The 22,030-nt window shown below is 50.3% G+C and carries 21 protein-coding genes, 5 tRNA genes and 2 pseudogenes; 10 read left to right on the top strand and 18 right to left on the bottom strand.

All coding sequences use genetic code 11. From position 1 onward, the window contains the following. Positions 1–15 precede the first annotated feature (15 nt). On the top strand, positions 16–243 hold the full coding sequence (gene yodD / locus NA389_RS02635; RefSeq protein ID WP_000844798.1) for a YodD family peroxide/acid resistance protein: 228 nt from the start codon (positions 16–18) through the stop codon (positions 241–243). Between the two features lie 309 nt (positions 244–552). After that, positions 553–1,368 (top strand): mannosyl-3-phosphoglycerate phosphatase-related protein, encoded by an 816-nt coding sequence (locus tag NA389_RS02640; RefSeq protein ID WP_000948788.1) that lies wholly within the window; start codon positions 553–555, stop codon positions 1,366–1,368. Here the strand turns inward: NA389_RS02640 and dgcQ are convergent. The 3 genes from dgcQ to NA389_RS02655 form a co-directional block, all read right to left on the bottom strand. After that, positions 1,347–3,059: a cellulose biosynthesis regulator diguanylate cyclase DgcQ gene (gene dgcQ, locus NA389_RS02645; RefSeq protein WP_001119818.1), complete on the bottom strand. Its 1,713-nt coding sequence runs from the start codon at positions 3,057–3,059 to the stop codon at positions 1,347–1,349. The genes NA389_RS02640 and dgcQ overlap by 22 nt on opposite strands. A gap of 164 nt (positions 3,060–3,223) precedes the next feature. After that, on the bottom strand, positions 3,224–3,409 hold the full coding sequence (locus NA389_RS02650) for a YodC family protein (RefSeq protein ID WP_000232161.1): 186 nt from the start codon (positions 3,407–3,409) through the stop codon (positions 3,224–3,226). A 76-nt stretch (positions 3,410–3,485) separates the two neighbouring features. Further along, positions 3,486–4,403, bottom strand: coding sequence for a DUF808 domain-containing protein (locus NA389_RS02655; RefSeq protein WP_085920526.1), 918 nt, complete (start codon positions 4,401–4,403; stop codon positions 3,486–3,488). Between the two features lie 169 nt (positions 4,404–4,572). Here NA389_RS02655 and yedA point away from each other — a divergent pair, with 169 nt between their 5' ends. Further along, positions 4,573–5,493 (top strand): drug/metabolite exporter YedA, encoded by a 921-nt coding sequence (yedA, locus tag NA389_RS02660; protein ID WP_001212264.1) that lies wholly within the window; start codon positions 4,573–4,575, stop codon positions 5,491–5,493. Here the strand turns inward: yedA and NA389_RS02665 are convergent. From NA389_RS02665 to drpB, 4 genes are all read right to left on the bottom strand, one after another. After that, positions 5,482–5,952: a very short patch repair endonuclease gene (locus NA389_RS02665; RefSeq protein WP_000785978.1), complete on the bottom strand. Its 471-nt coding sequence runs from the start codon at positions 5,950–5,952 to the stop codon at positions 5,482–5,484. The genes yedA and NA389_RS02665 overlap by 12 nt on opposite strands. Further along, positions 5,933–7,363 carry a DNA cytosine methyltransferase gene (locus NA389_RS02670; RefSeq protein ID WP_001157306.1) on the bottom strand — a complete coding sequence of 477 codons (1,431 nt, stop codon included), beginning with the start codon at positions 7,361–7,363 and terminating at the stop codon, positions 5,933–5,935. Before NA389_RS02670 ends, NA389_RS02665 begins: the two co-directional genes overlap by 20 nt. 73 nt (positions 7,364–7,436) lie before the next feature. Beyond that, positions 7,437–8,132 carry a phosphohydrolase gene (locus NA389_RS02675; RefSeq protein ID WP_000377035.1) on the bottom strand — a complete coding sequence of 232 codons (696 nt, stop codon included), beginning with the start codon at positions 8,130–8,132 and terminating at the stop codon, positions 7,437–7,439. A 91-nt stretch (positions 8,133–8,223) separates the two neighbouring features. Beyond that, positions 8,224–8,523, bottom strand: coding sequence for a cell division protein DrpB (gene drpB, locus NA389_RS02680; protein ID WP_000107430.1), 300 nt, complete (start codon positions 8,521–8,523; stop codon positions 8,224–8,226). Between the two features lie 649 nt (positions 8,524–9,172). Here drpB and ompC point away from each other — a divergent pair. Next, a complete protein-coding gene (ompC, locus tag NA389_RS02685) occupies positions 9,173–10,384 on the top strand; it encodes a porin OmpC (RefSeq protein ID WP_001080678.1) in 1,212 nt (403 codons plus the stop codon). A 260-nt stretch (positions 10,385–10,644) separates the two neighbouring features. Here the strand turns inward: ompC and ymcF are convergent, their stop codons facing one another. From ymcF to NA389_RS02710, 5 genes are all read right to left on the bottom strand, one after another. Continuing rightward, entirely contained in the window at positions 10,645–10,833 is a 189-nt protein-coding gene (gene ymcF / locus NA389_RS02690; RefSeq protein ID WP_024131109.1) for a cold shock small protein YmcF, read from the bottom strand. Between the two features lie 10 nt (positions 10,834–10,843). Continuing rightward, complete coding sequence (gene cspE, locus NA389_RS02695; RefSeq protein WP_000208509.1) at positions 10,844–11,056, bottom strand: transcription antiterminator/RNA stability regulator CspE; 213 nt, start codon at positions 11,054–11,056, stop codon at positions 10,844–10,846. A 453-nt stretch (positions 11,057–11,509) separates the two neighbouring features. Continuing rightward, positions 11,510–12,778: a Y-family DNA polymerase gene (locus NA389_RS02700; RefSeq protein WP_000457656.1), complete on the bottom strand. Its 1,269-nt coding sequence runs from the start codon at positions 12,776–12,778 to the stop codon at positions 11,510–11,512. Positions 12,779–12,780: 2 nt separating this feature from the next. Further along, positions 12,781–13,200, bottom strand: a complete 420-nt coding sequence (locus NA389_RS02705) for a translesion error-prone DNA polymerase V autoproteolytic subunit (RefSeq protein ID WP_000394197.1) — start codon at positions 13,198–13,200, stop codon at positions 12,781–12,783. 578 nt (positions 13,201–13,778) lie between these two features. Then, positions 13,779–13,868 (bottom strand) — tRNA-Ser (locus NA389_RS02710). An 88-nt stretch (positions 13,869–13,956) separates the two neighbouring features. Between NA389_RS02710 and mtfA the strand changes: the two genes are divergently transcribed. From mtfA to NA389_RS02730, 4 genes and pseudogenes are all read left to right on the top strand, one after another. Then, positions 13,957–14,754, top strand: coding sequence for a DgsA anti-repressor MtfA (gene mtfA / locus NA389_RS02715; RefSeq protein ID WP_000598918.1), 798 nt, complete (start codon positions 13,957–13,959; stop codon positions 14,752–14,754). 100 nt (positions 14,755–14,854) lie between these two features. Continuing rightward, positions 14,855–14,930 (top strand) — tRNA-Asn (locus tag NA389_RS02720). 167 nt (positions 14,931–15,097) lie between these two features. After that, positions 15,098–15,362 (top strand): annotated as a pseudogene (locus tag NA389_RS02725) (Arm DNA-binding domain-containing protein); the annotation flags it as partial. A gap of 168 nt (positions 15,363–15,530) precedes the next feature. Then, positions 15,531–15,606 (top strand) — tRNA-Asn (locus NA389_RS02730). Positions 15,607–16,108: 502 nt separating this feature from the next. Here NA389_RS02730 and NA389_RS02735 read toward each other — a convergent pair. Continuing rightward, positions 16,109–17,563: an AMP nucleosidase gene (locus NA389_RS02735; protein WP_000428191.1), complete on the bottom strand. Its 1,455-nt coding sequence runs from the start codon at positions 17,561–17,563 to the stop codon at positions 16,109–16,111. A gap of 45 nt (positions 17,564–17,608) precedes the next feature. Between NA389_RS02735 and NA389_RS02740 the strand changes: the two genes are divergently transcribed. Next, on the top strand, positions 17,609–17,770 hold the full coding sequence (locus NA389_RS02740; protein ID WP_001531298.1) for a hypothetical protein: 162 nt from the start codon (positions 17,609–17,611) through the stop codon (positions 17,768–17,770). Here NA389_RS02740 and NA389_RS02745 read toward each other — a convergent pair. From NA389_RS02745 to NA389_RS02760, 4 genes and pseudogenes are all read right to left on the bottom strand, one after another. Then, complete coding sequence (locus NA389_RS02745) at positions 17,759–18,085, bottom strand: DUF1493 family protein (RefSeq protein WP_000228161.1); 327 nt, start codon at positions 18,083–18,085, stop codon at positions 17,759–17,761. The two genes, NA389_RS02740 and NA389_RS02745, sit on opposite strands and share 12 nt — an antisense overlap. Further along, positions 18,079–18,544, bottom strand: a pseudogene (locus NA389_RS02750) (STM2901 family protein). Before NA389_RS02750 ends, NA389_RS02745 begins: the two are co-directional and overlap by 7 nt. A gap of 421 nt (positions 18,545–18,965) precedes the next feature. Beyond that, positions 18,966–19,041: transfer RNA gene (locus NA389_RS02755), tRNA-Asn, on the bottom strand. A 140-nt stretch (positions 19,042–19,181) separates the two neighbouring features. After that, positions 19,182–20,639, bottom strand: a complete 1,458-nt coding sequence (locus tag NA389_RS02760; protein ID WP_001542574.1) for an EmmdR/YeeO family multidrug/toxin efflux MATE transporter — start codon at positions 20,637–20,639, stop codon at positions 19,182–19,184. A 159-nt stretch (positions 20,640–20,798) separates the two neighbouring features. On the opposite strand from NA389_RS02760, the gene NA389_RS02765 reads away from it, so the two are divergent. Continuing rightward, positions 20,799–20,874 (top strand) — tRNA-Asn (locus tag NA389_RS02765). Positions 20,875–21,099: 225 nt separating this feature from the next. Here NA389_RS02765 and ldtA read toward each other — a convergent pair. After that, positions 21,100–22,029 carry a L,D-transpeptidase gene (gene ldtA, locus NA389_RS02770; RefSeq protein ID WP_001255047.1) on the bottom strand — a complete coding sequence of 310 codons (930 nt, stop codon included), beginning with the start codon at positions 22,027–22,029 and terminating at the stop codon, positions 21,100–21,102. Position 22,030 lies beyond the last annotated feature (1 nt).

Raw genomic sequence — 22,030 nt, forward strand, 5'->3', positions numbered from 1 at the left:
CGTGAGGTAGTGAAGATGAAAACGGCAAAAGAGTACAGTGATACGGCCAAGCGCGAAGTGAGCGTCGATGTAGATGCGCTACTGGCGGCCATCAATGAAATCAGCGAAAGCGAGGTTCACCGTAGCCAGGAAGATCCTGAGCGGGTGAGCGTAGACGGACGGGAATATCATACATGGCATGAATTAGCTGAAGCATTCGAGCTGGATATTCATGATTTTAGTGTAACAGAAGTAAACCGTTAAAAATGGCCGAAAAAAATCCCGGCCCTACGGGTCGGGATCAAACTTGCTTATGCAAGAAGCACTTGAAAATTCGTTACACCAGGAAATCTGATGTGAGATTTACCTTATCTGCAATTTTTTTGCATGACAAGTAAATATTTTTTACATGAATGATTAAGCGCGCTAATAGTTCGGTAGCAAAAGTGTGACAACGCATGTGCTGCCTGGAAGCGACGGGATCGGTTCCAGTTAGCGTTCGACTTCTTTCGGGTGTGCTTTAGGACTTTTCCTGGAAATAAGCCCGCCGTTGCAACGAAAAATGAGGAAAAAATGCTCTCAATCCATGACCCCTTGCTGATTTTTACCGATCTGGACGGCACATTGCTGAACAGCCACACTTTTGAGTGGCAGCCCGCGGCTCCCTGGCTTACACGCCTGCATGAAAGCGGCGTGCCCGTGATCCTCTGTAGCAGTAAAACTGCGGCTGAAATGCTTCAGCTCCAGACGACGTTAAATCTACAGGGACTGCCGCTAATTGCGGAAAACGGCGCGGTGATCCAACTGGACGTTCATTGGGAAGACCATCCCAACTATCCCCGTCTGATTGCCGGTATTTCTCACAACGAAATCCGCCTCGTCCTGCATAAATTGCGTGAAAAGGAACAGTTTAAGTTCACCACGTTTGATGACGTTGACGATCAGGTGATAAGCGAATGGACGGGCCTAAACCGGGCACAGTCTGCCCTAACCCGTCTGCATGAAGCGTCGGTGTCGCTGATCTGGCGCGATAGCGATGAACGCATGGCGCAGTTTGTCGCCCATTTAAATGACCTGGGACTGCAATTTGTCCATGGCGCCCGTTTCTGGCATGTGCTGGACGCCTCCGCCGGTAAAGATCAGGCTGCCAACTGGCTGATAGAAGCATATCGTCGGCAGTGGCGCACGCGCCCTCTGACGTTGGGGCTAGGAGACGGCCCCAATGATGCGCCCTTACTGGATGTGATGGATTATGCGGTTGTCGTTAAAGGGCTAAACCGGGAGGGCGTACATTTGCGTAACGACGATCCTCAGCGCGTCTACCGTAGCCAGAACGAAGGGCCGGATGGCTGGCGCGAAGGAATGGACTATTTCTTTTCCCGCTCCTGAGTCGCGTCGCTGGCGCAAATACGGTTGCGTCCGGACTGTTTGGCGTAATAAAGCCGTTTGTCGGCCAGCGACTGCAACTGCTCAAAATCATAGTCGCCGTATTCCTCCGCGCTACTGATCCCCATTGACGCGCTGATACGAAGCGTCGTGCTTTTCGTCACCAGAATCTCTTTGTCATTAATGCGCTGGCGTATGCGTTCGGCAATCTGCAGCGCCTGCGCTTTCGTCGCGCCGGGCAGCACGATACAAAACTCTTCGCCCCCTACCCGTCCGGCGATGTCGTGCGCTCGAATGGTGCTGCCAATGAGCCCAGCGGCATGGGACAACACGCGATCGCCTGCCTGATGACCAAAGCGATCGTTAACGCTTTTAAAATAATCTAAATCCAGCTGTATCACAGAAAATGGCTGGCGGGCTTCCCGGTAGCGCTTTGCCAGCCTGGACGCTTTTTCAAACAGCGCGCCACGGTTATATAGCCGGGTCAGCGGATCGTGCCATGCCTGCCATTGCAGCGAATTTTGCAGAACAAACATGTTTTTGACCATATGTCGAATAACGCCCCAGGAGATCAACAGCATCGCCGTAAAAAGCACCCATAACAGCGTCAGCGCGATACTAATACTGCCAAAATTCCCTTGTATGCCTTCACGTAATGTATGCACGCGCAGCAGGACGCCATCAAAATGATCCAGCCGCTCCCAGCTTACATAATGCGTTCCTAAACGCAGCCCGCCCAGGGTATCTTTTTCTATTTCACGCGCCAGTAAGGCGCGCTCACGGTCATTTAACGTATTCGCGGTTTGTTGTTCCGGCGCGGAGTCCGTCAACAAACGGAGATGGTTATCGTATAGCTGATATTCCCCTTCAATATCCTTTTCGGCCGCATCGCGCAGGAACCGCTGTAATGACGCGACGGGAATATCCATTGCCAGTACGCCATACCAGTAATTATCGTGATCCAGCGGTAGACTGGCTGTCACTTTTTTCTGCTCGTCAGCAACATAGGGCTGTGCGGAGGTAAACCACCGCACGCCGCGCTGTGGGTTACGCCGTTGGCTTTGCTCGATAAACCAGGGCTGGGTCACGTACTGATAGTAACGGGAGACAATATCGCTACCGTACGCCGTAGGGAGAGTTGAGAGGTAAAACCCTGAGCGAGAAACATACATCGTCTCCAGCGTCAGCATGGCGGCTGAGCGCGCCAGACGCGCCAGATACCCTAACTCCAGCGTGGCGGTTAATTCATTTGCCAGGTCACGACTCTCCCGCGAAAGAAGCGTCGTCCGGGCGACAAATTGATCGGAAACGCCATATAACGGCAATGTCCGCCGCTTATCCAGCTCCAGTTGCCAGAAATGTCTGACGCGTCGTTGCTCAAACTGCGTCACCGCGCTTTGCAATGCGGAAAAAGCCAGCGGCGCCACCAGCGCTTCATGCATACCGTTGCGTAAAAAGATCAACCTGTCCATGTTGAATTGCAGTTGGCGGTCAAGGACATTCGCGACGCTCCCCAGATGATTGCGCTGACTGGCGACATACGCGTCTTTCAGTATCATCACTTCCCGCCAGGTAAGTAGCGTCGAGAACAGCATCACGATCAGAAAACAGGTGTTGACGACATGACCGGGACCAAAACGCCGCGCCAGCTTTTTAAACCAGCCTTGATTATCTAACAGTGTTTCGTGCGGCACCCTGGTAACTCCTGGTTATTGATACAACGCCCCCTGATGGCTTACGGTAGCCAGACCTCATCAAGGGATACCACTCAATCCTGGCATAACCAGGTAGCAGCATGTCGCAGCGCGACGACTCTTTTTCTCCACAGCAAAACGCCCGGCATTAACCGGGCGTTTTGTCATCGGGCTTCGTCCCGCACGCGCCTTTCCTTGCCTGGCACGAGCTCATTCTCATGGAATGCCTCCCGCTTTACGCCAAAACCATCATACCAGCGACACTCTACCATTCCGCTGGAATAACCGGTGACGATCATCCGGGGCCCACCCTCTTTCACGGTAACTTCCTCACTGACAGAAAAGACCATACCTGCCTCCTGTATCAGATGAAACGTTTTCACCTTAGACGAGGATGGGCAATTTTGCATAATTCATTGTAGAAAATCAGTGCGAAACACCGCGAATTTTCGCCACACCTTTCACCAGCGCCACCACAATGGCGCCGATAATAAAGCCGAGCACCAGATTCAGCCCCGCAGGGATCGTATGCGCCATGAAAGCCCCCTGCTGCTGCGCAAAATGTTCAATGGCATGGTGTAGCGGCGCAATACCGTGTACGACAATCCCGCCGCCGACCAGAAACATCGCCAGCGTACCGACAATGGATAATGCTTTCATTAACCAGGGCGCGATAATCAGTAATCCTTTACCGACGCCCTGCGCCAACACGCTACGCTTTTCCGCCAGCCAGTACCCCATATCATCCAGTTTGACAATAATACCCACCAGGCCATACACGCCAATAGTCACAACCAAAGCAATCCCCGCCAGCACCAACACCTGATTAAGCAGCGGCGCCTGCGCGACAATCCCCAGGGTAATGGCCACAATTTCAGCGGAAAGAATGAAATCGGTACGGACCGCCCCTTTTACTTTATCTTTTTCAAAGGCCAAAGGATCTTGCGCAGCCAGCGCCTCAAGACGTTTTTGCCGCTCCGCCGGGTCTTCTTTGTGTTTTCGCGCCTCAAAGGTATGCAGGACTTTTTCTACCCCTTCAAAGCAGAGAAACGCGCCGCCTAACATTAATAAAGGCGTGATGGCCCACGGGATAAATGCGCTTATCAGCAGCGCCAACGGCACCAGAATAACCTTGTTGATTAATGATCCTTTCGCCACGCTCCATACCACTGGCAGCTCGCGATTAGCGCGAACGCCGGTCACCTGCTGCGCATTGAGCGACAGGTCGTCCCCCAGTACGCCCGCGGTTTTTTTCGCGGCCAATTTGCCCATTACCGAAATATCGTCCAGCAGCGTGGCGATATCGTCGAGTAATGTCAGTAAGCTACTTCCTGCCAAAATGATTTCCTCGGTCTTTTCTTCTAAGACGTTAAGTATGTAGCAAAACGCGCAATGCCGAAACCGGCGGCGCGGGTCAACGCCTTTTTATTCCAAAAGGACAATTATAATGCTCGCCAGCATAATAATTTTGACGTTTACTATATCCACCCTTTTTATTTCACCGTGAGTGATTATGCGTTTCCGGCAGTTATTACCTCTTTTTGGCGCGCTTTTTGCCTTGTACATCATTTGGGGGTCTACCTATTTTGTTATCCGCATAGGCGTTGAAAGCTGGCCGCCGCTGATGATGGCAGGCGTACGTTTTCTCTCGGCGGGGATGTTGCTCATGGCGTTTTTGCTGCTGCGCGGCGAAAAACTTCCGCCGCTGCGCCAGACCATCAACGCCGCGCTGATTGGTCTACTGCTGCTGGCGGTGGGTAACGGTCTGGTGACGGTGGCGGAGCATCAAAACGTGCCATCAGGCATTGCTGCCGTCGTGGTCGCCACTGTCCCGCTATTTACGCTGTGCTTTAGCTACTTTTTTGGTATTAAAACGCGCAAATTAGAATGGGTGGGGATTGCCATTGGACTTGCCGGGATTATTCTGCTGAACAGCGGCGGCAATTTAAGCGGCAATCCGTGGGGCGCGATTTTGATCCTGATAGGTTCGATGAGCTGGGCATTTGGTTCCGTTTACGGCTCGCGCATCGCCCTCCCTGTGGGCATGATGGCGGGCGCGATTGAAATGTTGGCGGCGGGCGTGGTATTGCTTTGCGCGGCGTTTCTTTCCGGCGAAAAGCTCGCCACGCTGCCTGGCTTATCGGGGTTTATGGCCGTCGGCTACCTGGCGTTGTTCGGTTCTATTATCGCCATTAATGCCTATATGTACCTGATTCGCAACGTCAGTCCGGCGCTGGCGACCAGCTACGCCTACGTGAATCCGGTTGTCGCCGTGTTGCTTGGCACTGGCCTGGGCGGCGAGAGGTTATCGCCCGTTGAATGGGCCGCGCTGGGTGTGATTGTGTTTGCCGTAGTGCTGGTGACTCTGGGTAAGTACCTGTTTCCTGTCAAGGCGGTGGTCACGCCGTGTAAAACGGAAGATTCACGCCAGTAGATGAATCCCCTGGGTGTCGATCTGCGCGCTGGCGCCGCCGCCGCAGATCCACTCTTCCAGGCGCTCCGCCAACGCCGCGTCGCTCAATTTCGCTCGCCCGCGCAAGGCGCACTCCCAGACGATCAGTACCCGCCAGCCAAGCGCCTGTAAACGCTGAATATCGCGCTCATCGCGCTCAACGTTCTTACCGATTTTTTCCAGCCAGAAAGCCGTTCGCGTGGCCGGTACTTTGAACAGATAACAGTGGTGATGATGCCAAAAGCAGCCGTGAGTAAAAATCACACAATCATAGTCATTCACCACAAAGTCCGGCTTGCCTGGTAATGTCGCGTCCTGAGTATGAAACGTAATCCCCTGCGCGCTTAGCAGGCCGGCAAGACGTTTTTCAATAGCCGTATCGCGGGTCGCTATCGCGCGCATATTTTTACTGCGCGTGGCTTTATCGTGAACGTCCGCCATCTACCGTCTCTCTCTGACGCAGCGTCACCGCCTGGTGAATTTTGGGTTCCAGCAGCTTTGCTACCGCGGCAAATACCGGCACCACCACGGAATTGCCAAACTGGCGATAGGCCTGCGTATCCGAGACAGGTATCCTGAACTGGTACGTTTGCGGCGCCTCAAATCCCATTAAACGCGCGCACTCTCTCGGCGTGAGTCGGCGGGGACGATGTTGTTGGTTGCCAGCATCGTCGAAATTCACTTCGCCTTTCGCCATATCCCAACCACGATCGATCAGAATTTCGGCACCATCTTTGTAGTAGCGAGCAGATAACGTGCGCGCCACACTTTCCGGATTGTCAGGATAAACCATGCCATAGCCAAAACCGTTTCCCCGCGCCTGGTGCTTTTTCGCGTAGCGATATAAATATTTCCACAGCACCGGCGTCAGGATATATTTGGCTTCGACGACGGGCTCCAGCAGTTCTGCCAGCGTCGGACGGCGCGGTGGATAACAGCGGGCGATATTGCGTAACGTAAAATCGGTTTTCAGGTTTAAATCGCGACGGAATCCCACTAACACAATACGTTCCCGATGCTGAGGAAGAAAGTGCTGCCCGTCGATAATTTTCGGATCGTCCGGGCCATTGTCAGCGGCATCCGCCACGTCATATCCCAGTTCATCGAGCGTTTGCATAATAATGCGGAAGGTGTTGCCCTGGTCGTGACTTTTAAGGTTTTTCACGTTTTCCAGCACAAACAGCGCGGGGCGGCGAGCGTCGATAATTCTTACGACATCAAAAAATAACGTCCCCTGAGTCTCGCAGGCAAAGCCGTGGGCGCGGCCCAGCGCATTTTTCTTGGAAACGCCCGCCAGAGAAAATGGCTGACAGGGAAAGCCCGCCAGCAGGACATCATGTTGCGGAATATACTGGCGAATGTGTTCCGCCGCCTCATCATCGCTGACCCCTTCCCGGTGGCTCAACGTGATATCGCGGATATCTTCATTAAAGCGATGTTGCAGCGGATCGCAAAAATAGTTCGCTTTATATGTCCGTACCGCGTGCTTATTCCATTCGCTGGTAAACACGCACTGTCCGCCTATCGCTTCAAATCCGCGGCGAATGCCGCCGATGCCCGCGAAGAGATCGATAAAACGAAAGGCGTAATGCGGATGATGCGCTGGCGGCGTCGGCAACCCTGTTTTAAGACAGGTGAGTTCATTGTCGCTCAAGCGATGCCATGCCGCGTTCATCATTACGCGCTTGAAGATGGCCGGGCTCCAGTGCTGCTCGCCCAGGCCGTTAAGGTGCGCCACCAGCGTTTTAACATCGTAGATTTCCAGCAATTGACTCAGCATCGCCTGGATCTCGCTTCCGGCGTCGTCGGCGATGAGGTTCCGGGCGTGTGTTACTGAAATATTTTCCTGCATACATTTAACCGGCCAAAAATAATTGCCGACAGACTAACATAAAATGACGCGGTTTACGTTTCAGCGGCAGGGGTTACTGATGCGTAGCAAACATCTGGATGACCGCCTCATCCCGTGTTTCATAGTCGCCTTTCAGCTCAGCGCTCAGTTTCGCCATGTACGACACCAGAAAATCCGCATTACGCTGCGCCAGGTACTTGCCCCGTTCGGTCTGCATCGTCAGCGGCGGTTTCAGCAGTTTGGTTTGAAAATGGTCGAGCGCGAATTGCTTATCGTTAAGAGGCCGTCTGTCGGCAAAGGGATCGTCGGCATCAAACAGCGCGACGCCCAGCGCGCCGGAGACCGCGAAGACCCGCGCCAGACCAATGGCGCCCAACGCCTCCAGCCTGTCTGCATCCTGCACGATTTTTGCCTCTGGCGTGGTGGGCGCAATTTTTGCGCTGAAACTATGCGCTTCGATAGCATGACAAATGCCCGCCAGTTTTTCTGCCGGAAAGTCAGGAAAATCCCGCAGAAAAATACGCCGGGTTTCTGCCGCCGCCAGAATGGAAGAACGATGCTGCTGCGGATGATTTTTCGCCAGGCTGACGATGTCATGGAAATAACATGCCGATAGCACCACCAGCCAGTCGACAGGACTGTTTTCCCCCAGCGTTTGCGCGGTTGCCCAAACACGACGAAAATGGAAGATGTCATGGGCGGCATCCTGTTCCTGATGGTGGTGACGTAGCCAGTCTTCAAACTGCGATTGCCAGTATCCTGAGTCCATACGCCCTCTCTTTATAGCAGACCATTTTTATTACATGCCTGAGCACAGGGTTCGCTATCCTGACATATCCGCCACCACTTTACATCCCTGCTTACTTGCGCGTTTCTGGCTTAGTGTCGGCGGGATAAGCCCTGTTTTTGCGAGGCCGGGTATACCAGGCAATACTCCCCAGAATAAGCCAGACGACGCCCAGCGAAAGCGCGTTAAGCCATTTTTCCGTTGCGCTGCCAGGAGTGCTGATTGGGCCGAGAACCGGCTCGGTTTGTATGGCGGACATCAGCCACACGCAACGCGCCATCGCCCAGATGAAGTAGCCGCAAAAGGTATAAAAAACCCATAACGCTAATTTGCCACCCATGCTACGGGTGGCGTTGTCCTCCCTGGTACTCAAACTTTACTCCGCTTTTGTGATGTAAGTCATATGACATTAATTACATTATAATGTGACATTAGTCACATTTCGACCATAGAATACCTTATCCACCTGTTTTGGTTATTCATTCCACAAATAGTTTATTCTCAGTTAATGTTACGCCTGGCGCTGAACCTGCTGTTAAATAAGGGAATGGTGATTGAATCGCACTCTGATGCAGAATAACCCATAACCAGAACAACTTATTTTTACGCACCGCGATAGCGTTTTATTTTATTAGCATTAAGTGTCAGAATGATTCGGTTATTAGCCTTTTATCATTTATTTTATCATTACCCACATTACCGGCATTTATGCCGGTTTTTTTTATGTTTTTTCATAATCAAAGCATCAAATACATATAAAAAACAAATTATATTCACACCAACAACCATCAAATCAAAACACATAACCCATTGATAAAAAATGATAATTATAGAATATATATTCTTAGTTACTTATATAGTCTGTATTATAAAAAACCAAATAGAAACAAATTGAAATATTTTAAATACCTTTGTTACATGTTATTTTTTAAATTCCATGAACTTCATAGAATAGTATCAATTTGTAGTTTTGTTGAAGTGGCTACATATTCATATAAATTATTATCATAAGGGAATACATAATGAACAGAAAAGTTCTGGCACTGCTTGTCCCGGCGTTATTAGTGGCAGGCGCAGCAAATGCGGCTGAAGTTTATAATAAAAATGGCAACAAACTCGACCTGTACGGCAAAGTTGATGGTCTGCGTTACTTCTCTGACAATGCAGGCGACGACGGCGATAAGTCCTACGCCCGTATTGGCTTTAAGGGTGAGACGCAAATCAACGATATGCTGACCGGCTATGGTCAGTGGGAATACAACATGCAGGCGAGTGGCACTGAAGGTAACAGGGATACGTCCTGGACTCGTCTGGGCTTTGCCGGTTTGAAATTCGGCGAGTACGGCTCTTTCGATTATGGCCGTAACTATGGTGTTATCTACGACGTTGAAGCCTGGACCGATGTGCTGCCGGAATTCGGCGGCGACTCTTACACCCAGACAGATGTATATATGCTTCAGCGTGCTAACGGCCTGGCCACCTATCGTAACACCGACTTCTTCGGCCTGGTGGAAGGCTGGAACTTCGCGCTGCAATACCAGGGTAATAACGAAAGTGGCAATAACGGATTTGGCCAGGAAGGCTCCGGTAATGGAACTAGCCGCGGTATAGATAAAGAAAACGGTGACGGTTTCGGCATCTCTACCTCTTATGATTTTGACTTCGGGTTGAGCCTGGGGGCTGCTTATTCAAGTTCTGACCGTACCGATGCCCAAGTAGGTAATGGATATGGTGATGGTCATCGTTACTATGGCAACAATGATGCCGGCGGTGAAACTGCCGAAGCCTGGACCGTAGGTGTCAAATATGACGCCTATAACGTATACCTGGCGGCGATGTACTCTGAAACCCGCAATATGACCTCTTATGGAGACAGCGACTATCACTCTGCAGACGGTAAGTTGGGTGGCGGCGGTATCGCTAACAAAACCCAGAACTTTGAAGTGGTTGCACAGTATCAGTTCGATTTCGGTCTGCGTCCGTCCATCGCCTACTTGCAGTCTAAGGGCAAAGATTTAGGCGGCCAGGATATGGATAGCCATGGTAACTATCGTTACACCGACAAAGATCTGGTTAAATATGTTGACGTCGGTATGACTTACTACTTCAACAAAAATATGTCCACCTACGTTGATTATAAAATCAACCTGCTGGACGAAGATGATGACTTCTACGCAAACAACGGTATTGCAACCGATGATATCGTAGGTATTGGTCTGGTCTACCAGTTCTAAGACGCTTTATGTTATTCAAGCCCGTGCTTAGCGCGGGCTTGTTATTATAGGGCAAGAATTAAATAACGGATAACGGCGCAAAGACAGGTGACCTGGTTTCATCGGATAGATGAGGACAATTTCGCTCTTTTCAGGCGCTGTCTGCAAGAGAAATAACACTTTTGGGGAAAGGAAAATGCCACTATAGATGATGGATTCCAGCGTCTATAGATGATAATCATCCGGGCATAAAAAAAGCTCCTGTACGGAGCTGATATGAATTATTTTCTAAAATCTGGCGGAACCTGTCCTGAGCGAATGTATAATCCAACATTATCAAAAGTGATCATGGTTGACTTACAAAAAATACATTTCGCGCCAAATGGGTTTTGCTCAGTAACATCAAATGTCGATGTTCTGTATTGTGAACCATGGCAACATGGACACCGGAAGTGAATTTTATTAGTAATATCAGATACCTTAAAGCGCCACAACGTTGACCGCTGATGGACCTTTTGGTCCCTGCTCTACTGAAAACTCCACTTCCTGATTTTCATTCAGAGTGCGGAATTCATTACTTTGAATGGCGGAAAAATGCACAAACACATCTTTGCTGCCATCTTTAGGCGTAATGAAACCAAAGCCCTTTTCAGGGTTAAACCATTTTACTAAACCAGTGATTTTCGTCGTCATAATATTGTTACCTTTTGAATGAGCCCTTGGGCAAAATGGCCTGAAGAAAATTATCAGAGAGAAAAAACCTAAAGGAGATCTCAAGAGGTACAAATGATGAGAAATATTACAATCACTACTTCAGATAAGTTTGTATCAAACCGCACAACCATTAACGCATGGTTAACTGAACATAGCAAGCTTTAGTTTTGTTAAAAAAATATTAATTGTTTTTTAGCATTATCACGCTGATTGCCATACTCTTTTTATCCATGCCCGTCGCTACGGCTGAAACCAGGCGTAAATAAGTTACGTCTCACAACGCCTACCTGGCAATAAACGCGCCACATTTTCTGATGTCGTAAACCAGAATACATGCGCATCATCGTGAGAGGTTCCTGTGATCTCGTGCGACCAAAACCGGTTAGAGAACGGGGATGATTTGGCAACTATCTCATGCATTGATCGCACAAGTTACTTAACACGCAGTAGATCAGAGTATCTTGTGGTGTACCGAGGCGAAAGCATTTCTCGCTTCATAGCCCACTGTTGCGACATCCCCTGCCCGGCGAAGTACAGTGTCCCCTTCCCGTCTTTTGCGTTAAGATGGTCCAGTACTTCCATCAACTTCGCACTACCGGCGCGCGGCGCGTTATCGTCGAAAAGGTTGAGTTGCGCTACGCCCTGACTGAAGAAGTCACCCAGCATCACCCCCGCTTTCTGGTAGCGATGGCCGTCGCGCCAGATTTTATCCAGGCATTTCACAGCCGCATTGATAATGTCGCGTGAATCCTGCGTGGGGGTGAGAAGCGTCACCGCGGCGCTGTTACCGTAGTAGGGCTCGTTCAGGGCAAAGGGGGATGTTTTGACGAATGTTGAGATGAAACGGCAGTACTGGTGCTCGCCGCGGAGTTTTTCTGCCGCGCGCGCAGCGTAGCTGTAAATAGCCTGGCGCATTTCCTCATAGTCTGTGACCCGCTCGCCGAAAGAGCGGCTACAAACGATTTCCTGCTTTGCCGGCGCAAACTCTTCAAGCTCCAGACATGGCTCTCCGCGAAGCTCTCTCACGGTACGCTCCAGCACGACATTGAAGTGTTTCCTGATGATCCAGGTACTTTGTTCAGAGAGATCGAGAGCAGTCTTGATGCCCAGGGCATTGAGCTTCTTACTGATACGCCTGCCGACACCCCAGACATCCTCTACGGGTATCAGGGCCAGCAGCCGACGCTGGCGATCGATGTTCGACAGGTCAACCACCCCGCCGGTCTGGCGCTGCCACTTTTTCGCAGCATGATTAGCCAGCTTGGCAAGGGTTTTCGTCTGGGCAATGCCTACACCGACAGTCAGGTGCGTGCGCTTCAGGACCGTCGCTCTTATCTCGCGCCCGAAATCTGTCAGATCCCGGCAGTTTCGTACTCCCGTCAGATCACAAAAAGCCTCATCAATGCTGTAAATTTCTACCCGCGGCGCCATCTCCTCGAGTGTGGTCATTACCCGGTTCGACATATCAGCGTAAAGCTCGTAATTACTGCTGAAGCAAACAACACCGGATCGCCGGAAGCGTTCTTTCTGTTTGAAGAATGGCTCACCTGGTGCGATACCAAGCTGTTTCGCCTCGGCGCTACACGCGATAACGCAGCCATCATTGTTTGATAACACCACCACCGGTCGGCCACATAAATCAGGACGAAAGACCGTTTCGCAGGAGGCGTAAAAGCTATTAACATCGCAGAGCGCGAACATAATCAACTGACCGCTTTAATGATAAAGGTCACCACCCCGAATATGTCGAGCGTGTCTTCACTGCCGACAGGTATAGGTCGATAGGCGCCGTTCATGGGGATTAGCTGCACTGTCGGGCGCAACTGCAACCGTTTTACGGTGAACTCTCCTTCAATTGCCGCAATTACAATGTCACCGTGGTCAGCGTTCCGTGAGCTATCCACCACCAGCAGGTCGCCGTCGCTGATGCCTGCTTCAATCATTGAATCACCCGTGGCTTTGACAAAATATGTTGAGCTGGGATGAGAAACGAGCAACTCATTAAGATCGATACGCTGCTCAATGTAGTCCGCTGCGGGGCTGGGGAATCCACACGGCACTAAGTAACTGAAAAATGGGAGAGGAATAATTTCGCGCAACTCTGTAGGTCTGAAAAATTCCATAATCCATACCTCGAATACTGTTTTTATATACAGTAGTATTATTTAAACATGCGCGCAAGATACCGGAGTCACTACGGCTGTTTAAATCTTCGTCGCTTCGTTTGTAAGTTTCTCTCTCAGTTCAAATTATGGGTTTTGTAAATTTTCCGGTTGTATTGTCATGTGTGCATATTTAAGCCAGTCTGGAGGCCACATTTTCTGTACAGCGTCGACAGCCCCGCAGCGTAAGTTATCGCCACGCGCCAGCGCGTTTCCCTGACAGCAATTAATCTTTCGCCCTGCGCCCATGTCTACAGGGGAACATTTCGGGCAACAGGCCGGGTGCGACGATTACCGAGGACGACGGCGTTAAATCGCCGCTAGTGACATCAATATTAATCCAGATGGGGTACGGCGAAAGAGCGGGGGCAGAAAACCAGGAGTTGACTTATGATCGAAAAGTAAAAATAACACTATCCCTGGCCCCCTCTTCTGGCAGAAAAAGCACAAGATGGCGATACGTTTTTCACGTAATATTCTAAGTGTATTCTAAGTGTGAGACTGATCGCTGAAAGAAGACGAGCTAAGTGTTTGAATTGTGGCGGAGAGAGGGGGATTTGAACCCCCGGTAGAGTTGCCCCTACTCCGGTTTTCGAGACCGGTCCGTTCAGCCGCTCCGGCATCTCTCCGTATATTGCAATGATGCCAGGTAATTTGGCATTTTAACAGACCCTATTCGGGTAATTTTGTTCAAGTGACGAGTTTACGAGCAAAACGATGATTAAGTGGCCCTGGAAAGCACAAGAAATAACCCAGAACGAAGACTGGCCGTGGGATGATGCGCTGGCTATACCTCTTCTGGTAAACCTCACCGCGCAAGAACAGGCTCGGCTTATTGCGCTAGCCGAACGTTTTTTGCAGCAGAAAAGACTGGTAGCGCTACAGGGATTTGAGCTCGACTCGTTAAAAAGTGCACGTATTGCGTTAATTTTTTGCTTACCGATCCTGGAGCTCGGTATTGAGTGGCTTGATGGTTTTCATGAAGTGCTCATTTATCCCGCGCCCTTTGTGGTAGATGATGAATGGGAAGATGACATAGGTCTGGTGCACAGCCAGCGTGTCGTACAGTCGGGACAAAGCTGGCAACAAGGGCCCATCATTCTGAACTGGCTGGATATCCAGGACTCGTTCGATGCTTCAGGTTTCAACCTCATTATTCATGAAGTCGCGCACAAACTGGATATGCGTAATGGCGATCGCGCCAGCGGCATCCCTTTCATCCCGTTGCGCGATGTGGCTGGCTGGGAACACGATCTCCACGCGGCAATGAATAATATTCAGGATGAAATCGATCTTGTTGGCGAAAGCGCTGCCAGTATAGATGCCTATGCCGCCACCGACCCTGCAGAATGTTTTGCCGTGTTGTCAGAGTATTTTTTCAGCGCGCCAGAACTGTTTGCTCCACGTTTCCCGGCGCTATGGCAGCGTTTTTGCCAGTTCTATCGCCAGGATCCTTCTCAGCGCTTACGGGTAAACGCTGCCGAAGGCGACTACGGCGAGGAATCCGAACATTAATTCCTCACTTTGTGGGTTAATTAACCAATTGAATTGGCGCGTTAATTTTACTGTTGACACGTTATAGCGGGCCCAGTATTATGCGCCTCGTTGAAACAATTCCTCTGTAGTTCAGTCGGTAGAACGGCGGACTGTTAATCCGTATGTCACTGGTTCGAGTCCAGTCAGAGGAGCCAAATTTAGGGAAGCAGACGTTCACTGACGTCTGCTTTCTGCATTTATATCAACTGATTATCCCCTTTTTCAGGTTCACCCTCGTTCACTAAAAATCATTCGAAGCCATACCCTTTTGCTGGTAAAGCTGGTTCGATTTACGTTTTACCAGCACGCGGAGGGAACCGTCATGTCACTTACTGATACTAAAGTAAAAAATGCCAGACCAGCGGAAAAGGCTGTCAAGCTCACTGACGGGTTTGGCCTCTATCGGTTCGAAATACTGGCAGTTGGGCTACCGCTATTATGGCAATCAGGAGGTGTTTTCCATTGGGGTTTACCCTGCTGTATCGCTTGCCGATGCCAGATAATGCCGTGACGAGGCTAAAAGGTAGCTGGCTCAAGGGATTGACCCGAACGCAAAAAAACAGGCTGATGAAAAAATCCTTCAGGAAAATTTGACTTGTGTAATTACAGACAAAGTTGCGCCATGCTGGGGCAAAGCAGGGATTAGATCAAAACTTCAACGCTTTGTTGTTTTTGTCAGCAAACAAACGCGCAATCTTATTTCCCCCTTTGACAAGCCGATCACACATCGTTACTATGCGCCCCGTTCACACGATTCCTCTGTAGTTCAGTCGGTAGAACGGCGGACTGTTAATCCGTATGTCACTGGTTCGAGTCCAGTCAGAGGAGCCAAATTCCTGTTTTCAGGCGTACTTATAAGTCACTATTCAGTTAGGTTTCAATAAGTTAGCGTGAAAATCTTTCCCGATGTGTGTCTGGTTTTTCCTGCGTATCCGGCGAAATTGGTGGTCTGATTTGGGGCCATTTCAGTTCGATAATGGCGTGACCACCCTATATTCCTGTCCGACACGAAAATCCGCAGTATCAAGCCTTTTGATAACCCCTTTAAACTGACCGATTCACACGATCTGTATCTACTTGTCAATCCGGGCTTGTGGGTCAGGCGCTCAAGGAGCGTGAAGTGTGGCGCAATGTTTTCGCCTTCCGGCGCGTTTCCTGGCGTAGACGTGATTATCGGCGACAGGTCTCCGGCGATGGTGATGAAGCTCGCGGCACAATAAGGCCTTAGCGGGATGCGGAATCGCCTCCCGCTAAGGCTTCATTCAGCCACTTTCCATATCATATAAATACGCCTCTTCCGCTCCTGTCCAACAGCAGGCGACAGCTCATTTCGTTAGCGAAACGGTGGCTCATTAAACGTGCGTAATTTACGTGAGTGCAAACGATCACCTTCTGCGCGTAGCAAATCAATAGCACGAATACCAATTTGCAAATGTTCTGAAATAGCCCCCTCATAAAACCGGTTTGCCTGCCCGGGCAGTTTAATTTCACCGTGTAAAGGTTTGTCAGAAACACAAAGCAACGTGCCGTAAGGCACACGAAAGCGATAGCCCTGGGCTGCAATCGTCGCGCTCTCCATATCAATCGCAACCGCGCGGCTAAGGTTGAATCGCAGCGCCGATGCGGAATAACGAAGCTCCCAGTTACGATCATCCGTGGTGACGACTGTTCCCGTGCGCAGTCGCTGTTTCACCTCTTCGCCGGGCATTCCGCTAACCGCTTTGGTAGCGTCGTACAGCGCACGCTGTACTTCCGCAATGCTTGGAATAGGAATATCAGGCGGCAGAACAGCATCCAGCACATGATCATCGCGTAAGTAGGCATGGGCCAGCACATAATCGCCAATCGCCTGACTTTCTCGTAACCCTCCACAGTGCCCAATCATAAGCCAGACGTCAGGCCGCAACACGGCCAAATGGTCGCAAATCGTTTTAGCATTTGAAGGGCCGACACCAATATTTACCAGCGTAATCCCCTGCCCATCTGCCGTTACCAGGTGCCAGGCGGGCATCTGATGCTTCTTCCAGGCCAGATCGGAAATAGCCTCTTCCGGCGCTTCCGTTTCTGCCGTGATCCAAATTCCGCCGGCACAGGAAAGCGCGATATAGGGGCTGTCAGGATCAAGAATTTGGCTGCATCCCCAGCGCACAAACTCATCGACATAGCGGGTGTAGTTGGTAAACAAAACGAAGGGCTGAAAATGTTCAACCGGCGTACCGGTATAGTGCCGTAACCGGGCCAACGAGAAGTCAACACGACGCGCGTCGAAGTGCGATAACGGATAGAATTCGCCGGGGTGGAACAGACCGTCTGCCGTCTCATCGCCAATCTGCGCCAGTTCTGTGGTAGGAAAATGGCGCGTTAGCCCGGCGCTCATAGAACGATCCAGCGTCAGAGCTGAGCCGTCAATCACGTAAGGATACGGGATCTCATGGTGCGAGGCCTCCACCGCAATATGCGCGCCATAATCATGATAAACGAGGTTAAGCTGTTCCAGAAGATAAGCGCGAAATAGCGCAGGCCGCGTAACGGTAGTGGTATAACAGCCGGGATGAGTAAAGCGTCCAAAAGCGCGTGTTTTAGGCGGGTTCGGTGTCGCGCCATCCCAGCTTACAGACAGCGAAGGATAAACAAACAGTCCGTTAAGCCTGGCATGGGGATCGGGCAGCGTGCCGTTATCAACATAGTCAGCGATGGCTTCACGGAGCGCGTTAACCGACTGCTCGTACAGCTCCTCCAGGCGATCCAGCGCCTGCTCGGGCGTCAGGTTTGTGCCTTTATTTTCCATATTATTCTCCTTAGCGTTCACAGGTGAGGCACGTCATTCGATAGTATGACAGCAAAGGAAGAAACTAAAAGGGTTAGCGTAAGGGCGGCGGCAGTAAACATGAACCCTTTAAAAAGAAAAGAGAACTATCTTAGCGCCACCATCATCGCTCAAAAAGAAGGGTACTGGTACAGCCATTTGTTAAGTTCATTACAATTAGTCATATAACCATTTCCCGGCTTTTGCTGACTCGATCAGCATGCTGATAGTGAAATCTGGGACGGGTACAGGCTCCGTTTTCTTGAACGGATGCCATGAAAAAGGGTGATTAGGAAAATAGGTTTCTATTCTGAAGTTACCTCGCTCGACATTGAGTTTCTCGAAGAATTTATTCATGAGATCTTCGGCTTCAAGTTCATCAATGCTCAGATCAGTATCAAGGTCAATCTCTGGTGTTAATTCCACTTGCTTAATGTTGAACAGATATGTGCCAACATAAGGCCGTACAAGCTCGTAAACTTGCTGTTCAATATTGTCTACCATAACTTATCATTGCCCCGAGCAATGGTATTGTAGTCGCGTATAGTGCGATATGTTATTTGTGACACATCTGCGGCAAGGATAATTTCCCCGATCAAAGGAATGGAACGTCCAACAAACGGCGCAATGTTACGAACCATAACACGTCTGGCTGTCCACGGGGTGTAACCGCCCTAACCATGTCGGAAGGGATATTCCAAAGGGAAATTTTGACTTTTTAAACACTGCACGTGCAGTCCTGGACGCGTATGATGTGCCTTTAGTCGCTCCAGCGGGTTTCGCCCTTGTCCAGAGATTATTGCGACCTGATACCAGAGCAACAACGGCCCCGAAATCTGCAACACCAATCCCAAACTGGCTTGCGGTATTCTCACAAAGAATCATAAACAGAAGTTCGGCAGCATTCAGATTGGATTTTCCTGCATAGAAGTATGTTCCATTTAGTTCTTCTACTGTATCCATTAGAAACTCTATAGCTGCTATTTTGGTTTGCTTATTGTACAGCCTTGTTTCGAATGAAAGAAATCAATCTTTTGGGAAAGAACGGATCAAGATCACGGAAAATATCTGAAATCAGATGAAAGAGACAGTCGCGATTCCCACCAGGGGCATCACCTGGCAAGCTTGTGTGATCGCTCCGTTTGAACCGAACACATCTATATGTCAGCATACTGATACGGGTTTGATCTTGCGGATAGCGGTATCGGTTAATGCCATCGGCGGGGGCTCCATTTTTCCAACGAACCGTGAAGCCTCCGATTAAGCCCTCAAGAAACTATGGATGTCAAAAAACCCGGCAAACCTTCTCAGGTCAACCGGGTAAAGATAATTTCTTGTTTTTTAAACGTCTCCGGACTCACCAGGATGTCCCGAAACTAAAATCTGGCTCCTCTGACTGGACTCGAACCAGTGACATACGGATTAACAGTCCGCCGTTCTACCGACTGAACTACAGAGGAATCGTGTGAACGGGGCGAATATTAACGAGGTGCCCCTGGCTTGTCAAAGCCTGTTTTCACAAAAAAAGTTCGTTTGCTGTTTTATTCCACACTTCGGTTAAAATTCACCGTTTCCTGATGATTTTCACAGCAAAAAGCGCTTACTCCCTCTTTACGCGCGGGTATCTCCACAGCCAGCGCCCGCTTACCAGACGCCAGTAAAACAGTGCGCCGCGCACGGCCCAGTCAAGAAACATCCCCAGCCAAACCCCTACAACCCCCATACCCAGCACAATACCAAGCGTATACCCTGCCACAACGCGACAGCCCCACATCCCCAGCATCGATACCCACATCGCAAATCGCACATCGCGCGCGCCTTTAAAACCCGACGGCAACACCCACGCGGCCGCCCAAATTGGCATAAAGGCGGCATTAAGCCAGAGCAGAACTTTCACTACCTCTTTTACGTCCTGCTCCTGGGTATAAAATGAGGCAAACAGACCCGCGAACGGCGCTGTCCCCCAGGCAATTGCCGTAAGTACGATAGTTGACATCCAGAATACATGGCGCAGTTGACGCTCTGCCTGACCAATTTGCCCGGTACCAAGACGCTTACCAGTGATAATAGTCGACGCCGAACCAAGGGCGTTACCCGGCAGGTTGATAAGCGCCGCCACGGAAAAGGCAATAAAGTTACCCGCAATAACGTTAGTGCCCATTCCGGCGACAAACATTTGTGTCAGTAGCTTGCCACCGTTGAACAGCACTGACTCAATGCTCGCCGGAATACCGATACCCATCACTTCCCAGATAATGCCGAAATTCAGCGGCTTCAGATAGCTTTTCAGCGGAATGCGCAGCGCCGGATTAAAACCAATCATCAGCACCCAAATAATCGCTACCGCGCCGATGTAGCGCGAAATGGTTAATCCCAGCCCCGCGCCGGCAAAACCCAGCCCTTGCCAGGAGAAAGCCCCGTAAATCAGGATGCTGCTGATGATAATATTGAGAATGTTCATCCCGCCGTTAATCATCAACGGGATTTTCGTATTCCCTGCCCCACGCAGCGCGCCGCTACCGATTAGCGCAATTGCCGCAGCCGGATAACTCAGCACCGTCAGTTCAAGGTACGTTAACGCCAGCCCCTTTACTTCTGGCGTCGCCTCGCCTGCGACAATATTAATAATTTCACTGCCGAAATAATGAATGACCACTGCCAGCACAACAGCAAATAGCGTCATAATCACCAGCGACTGGCGCGCCGCCGCCCTTGCCCGTCGCCTGTCGCGCTTGCCGAGGCTAAAGGCGACCACCACCGTAGTACCAAGATCGATAGCCGCAAAAAAAGCCATAATTACCATATTAAAACTGTCGGCAAGCCCCACGCCCGCCATTGCTTCCTTGCCCAGCCAACTGACGAGAAAAGTACTGAGCACGCCCATTAGCAAAACACAGGTATTTTCCAGAAAAATGGGGATAGCAAGTGGGGTGATTTCACGCCAGAACAACACCTTGTAACTCTTGCGTTTGGCATACCAGGGCGTACGGACGACAACCTGGCGTAAGGCAGTGGAGACGTTCAAAATGGACCTTAAAGAAGAGAGTTGAAACCACATTTCAATAATGAGCGAGAAATCGTAAGGCTGCAAAGCTTTTTGCAGAAAAAATGTCTGCAAATGCAACAAAGTGATGAGATAACCCGCAATCGAATCTGTAAGGGGTTAAATGGGGTTTGACAAAAATTTTTCCGCCGCTAATATACGACCCCACACGATTCCTCTGTAGTTCAGTCGGTAGAACGGCGGACTGTTAATCCGTATGTCACTGGTTCGAGTCCAGTCAGAGGAGCCAGATTTTAGTTTCGGGACATCCTGGTGAGTCCGGAGACGTTTAAAAAACAAGAACTTATCTTTACCCGGTTGACCTGATAAGGTTTGCCGGGTTTTTTGACACCCATAGTTTTTGGGGACTTAATCGGGGGCCTCACGGTTCGTTGAGAAAATGAAGCCCCTGCCATGACACTCACTACTAATACAGATACTCCAGCCCATGAAAACCAGCAATGTGGCAGGATATTTAAAGGCCAGACCTGCCCGCGCTAATGTTGACCGGCATTCCGGAACGGCGCTCCAGCACCTCATTAACCCGCGAAGTATCAACGTCAGCCCCTTTGATAAACGTGCGCAGCACTGGCGTAACGGGCAATGGAACTTTTTTGTCTGACTCAAATTCAGCACGGTTGCGAGAAAGCGGTTCGTGTACCTCCAGCCAACGACTGCCATCCGGCTCTACCGAAAATTTAACGGGCCTGTCGATAATCTGAACGCGGGTTCCTACAGGAACATGGTCGAATAAATATTTAATATCGTCATTGCGTAAACGGATACAGCCCTGACTGACGCGAAGGCCAATGCCAAAGTTAGCGTTAGTGCCATGGATGGCATATAACCTGCCGATATATATTGCGTATAGCCCCATAGGGTTATCCGGCCCCGCAGGCACCATCGCGGGCAGCGTTTTTCCCTCTTTAGCATATTCCCGACGCGTATTAGCCGTTGGCACCCAAACCGGGCCATCTTGTTTGCGTTCAACCGCAGTTACCCAGTTGCGCGGCGTTTCACGGCCAGCCTGACCAATACCAATGGGTAGCACCTCAACCGTATTCGTGCCTGCGGGATAATAATAAAGGCGCATCTCGGCGACGTTTACCACAATACCTTCACGAACGGTGTCAGGCAGAATCAACTGCTGCGGCACTACCAGTGTGGAACCAGACTGAGGTAAAAACACATCCACGCCGGGATTCGCTTCAAGCATATTACTCAGTCCCTGACCGTAGCGGGCGGCAAATGACTCTAAGGGCTGAGTATTGTTCTGCGGTACAGCGATTGTGACAGGCTGTCCTACCAGACGACTGCCTTCGGGCGGCAACGGATAGCTTATAGCCAGCGAGAAATGGCTTACCAACAAGACGAAAAACGGAAAAAAAGGTGTGGTACGACGCATT

The organism is Salmonella sp. NW645 (assembly GCF_051703725.1).
GTDB lineage: Bacteria > Pseudomonadota > Gammaproteobacteria > Enterobacterales > Enterobacteriaceae > Salmonella > Salmonella enterica.